This window comes from Moorena sp. SIO4A1, assembly GCF_010672065.1.
GTDB lineage: Bacteria > Cyanobacteriota > Cyanobacteriia > Cyanobacteriales > Coleofasciculaceae > Moorena.
This window is the reverse complement of sequence record NZ_JAAHHX010000276.1, coordinates 1-2,514: the sequence shown is the minus strand read 5'-3', so window position 1 is coordinate 2,514 and position 2,514 is coordinate 1. Positions and strand designations below refer to the sequence as shown.

Genomic DNA, 2,514 nt, shown 5'->3' with positions numbered 1-2,514 from the left:
TTGATGATGAAATATCGATTTTGAAAAGCTTGGAGATGGAACTTCAAGCAGCTTTTGAAGATAAGTATCTCTATGAATTTGCTGAAAGTGCTGATGAAGCTTTGGAAATCATTGATGAACTCTATGAGAATGGAGAACAAATTCTGATTATTGTCTCCGATTGGTTAATGCCAGGAATGAAAGGGGATCAATTTCTGATTAATGTCCATCACAAATATCCCGATATTATTAAAGTGATGCTAACGGGACAAGCTGATGAGGAAGCGGTTGAACGGGCGAAACAATATGCTAACTTATATCGATGTTTACATAAACCCTGGAATACTCGGGAATTAATTTTAACAATTCAGGATGCTTTAGTCGAATTATGAATCGAACTGCCATTATCTGTGTTGATGACGAACAAACCATCCTAGATAGCCTGAAAATAGAGCTAGAAACTAGTTTGGGAGATAACTATCTGATTGAAATGACCCAAGGTGGGGAAGAAGCGTTAGAAGTCTTCGAAGAATTAGTAGAGGATGACTATGAAGTTGCCCTGGTTATTTCTGATTACATCATGCCCAATCTGAAAGGGGATGAATTACTAAAACGCATTCATACTATTTCACCCAAAACCCTCAAAATTATGTTGACTGGGCAAGCGGATTTGGAAGCGGTGGGAAATGTGATTAACTATGCTAAATTATATCGTTATATCCCTAAGCCTTGGCAGGCTGACGACCTCAGAATCACTGTAAAAGAGGCATTGTATAGTTATTCTCAGGATAAGGCGCTAGCTGAAAAAAATGCTCAACTCCAGACAATGAATCAAGCGCTAGAAAAATCCAACCGCGAACAAGCTGATTTAATTTCCCAACTCCATGAAAATGAGAATCGCTTGAGGCAGTTCTTAGAAGCCATGCCTGTGGGAGTATGTGTAACTGATGCCAAGGGTAAGCCTTATTTGATCAATAAAGCTGGACAGCAGATTTCAGACAGAGCCATCATAGAGTCAGCTAAAAAGTCACAGTTACAAGACACTTATCAGATTTATCTCGCTGGAACTGAGCAACTTTACCCGAAAGCACAGAATCCGATTTTGAGGGCGTTGCAGGGGGAGAGTGTGGCAGTTGACGATATGGAAATACGCCAACGGGATAAGATGATTCCTGTAGAAGCTTGGGGTACACCGATCTATGATCAAGAGCGAAATGTGGCTTATGCGATCGCAGCCTTTCAAGACATCACCGAACGTAAACGAGCCGAAGCCGAGCGGGAGCGATTACTGGCGGAACTCTCTCAACTGAATCAGGATTTGCAGCAAGCCAATGGGCAACTAGAAGACTATTCCCACAACCTAGAAGAGAAAGTAGAACAAAGAACCGTCGAATTAAAAGCTGCTCAACAGCAGATTGTTGTCCAAGAAAAACTTGCCTCCCTCGGGGCGTTAACCGCAGGTATTGCCCATGAGCTCAGAAATCCTCTCAACTTTGTTAACAACTATGCTGAAGGTTCGGTTGAGCTGGTGGAGGAAGCGATTGAAGAACTTGACAACCAATCTCAACATCTCGATCCAGAATCTCTAGACTATCTCAAAGAGATTTTAACCGACATCAAAGAAAATTCCCTAGCCATCAATAAGCACGGGAACAGAGCCGATAGCATTATTAGCAGTATGATGCTGCACGCACGAACCGAGAGCTCTCAACATCAACTGACTAACCTTAATCAACTTTTAGCCGAAGCAGTACAGTTGGTGTATCACAGCAAGCGAGCCTCTGACAATCGTTTCAATATTACGATTGACACAGATTACGATAACTCTATTGAACCATTAGAGCTAGTATCAAATGATCTTAGCCGCGCCTTCATTAACCTACTTGACAACAGTTGCTATGCGGTTCAAGCCAAACAGCAATCTTATCAGTCAGATCCAGATCAGGTGGAGAAAGCCTTTACCGCGACATTGCGGGTCAAAACCCAAAATCTGGAGCAGATGGTAGAAATCCGCATCCGTGACAATGGTATAGGGATACCACCGGAGATTAAAGATAAAATTTTCCATCCTTTCTTTACCACTAAACCCACTGGAGAAGGAACAGGATTAGGATTATCAATGACCCATGATATCATCGTCGGTCAGCATGGAGGAACCTTGAAGCTGGAAACTGAAGTGGGAGCGTATAGTGAATTTATCATCACTTTACCGAAACCAGCCCAATAGAGTTGATCATTTCGGACTTGAGCATCTCGAACCTGCTTGATCAGGGAAATTAGCATCGTGGTCAAGCTACTACCTTTTCCCATAGGTTTTCCCAGTGGCAGCCAATTAATTTAAATTTTAAATTGCTAATTAGGCTATTAATTAGCTAAAAATATCCTTAAAAAAGTCTGCTATTCCCTCTTCCTTATAATCCTTAAATTCACCAGCATCAAACCATATACCATAGCATACCGGGCATTTTTAATACCGAATATGAGTCTGTTTTAGGTCAACCATTTTGGTCAGTTTTGTCTGGCATTTCGGGCAAT

General features: G+C 41.6%; 2 protein-coding genes and 1 pseudogene. 2 read left to right on the top strand and 1 reads right to left on the bottom strand.

The window, feature by feature from the left end:
* Both F6K53_RS37230 and F6K53_RS37225 read left to right on the top strand, forming a co-directional pair.
* A partial coding sequence (locus F6K53_RS37230) for a response regulator (protein WP_293084610.1) occupies nt 1-371 on the top strand: 371 nt, incomplete at its 5' end.
* Nucleotides 368-2,206: an ATP-binding protein gene (locus tag F6K53_RS37225; RefSeq protein WP_293084608.1), complete on the top strand. Its 1,839-nt coding sequence runs from the start codon at nt 368-370 to the stop codon at nt 2,204-2,206. The genes F6K53_RS37230 and F6K53_RS37225, both read left to right, overlap by 4 nt.
* Nucleotides 2,207-2,347: 141 nt before the next feature.
* On the opposite strand, the pseudogene F6K53_RS37220 reads toward F6K53_RS37225, so the two are convergent.
* Nucleotides 2,348-2,443: pseudogene (locus F6K53_RS37220) on the bottom strand (zf-TFIIB domain-containing protein); the annotation flags it as partial.
* Nucleotides 2,444-2,514 lie beyond the last annotated feature (71 nt).

Excerpts from the sequence above, each read along its gene's own strand:
- F6K53_RS37225 (WP_293084608.1), top strand. The coding sequence starts at position 368 with ATGAATCGAACTGCCATTATCTGTGTTGATGACGAACAAACCATCCTA.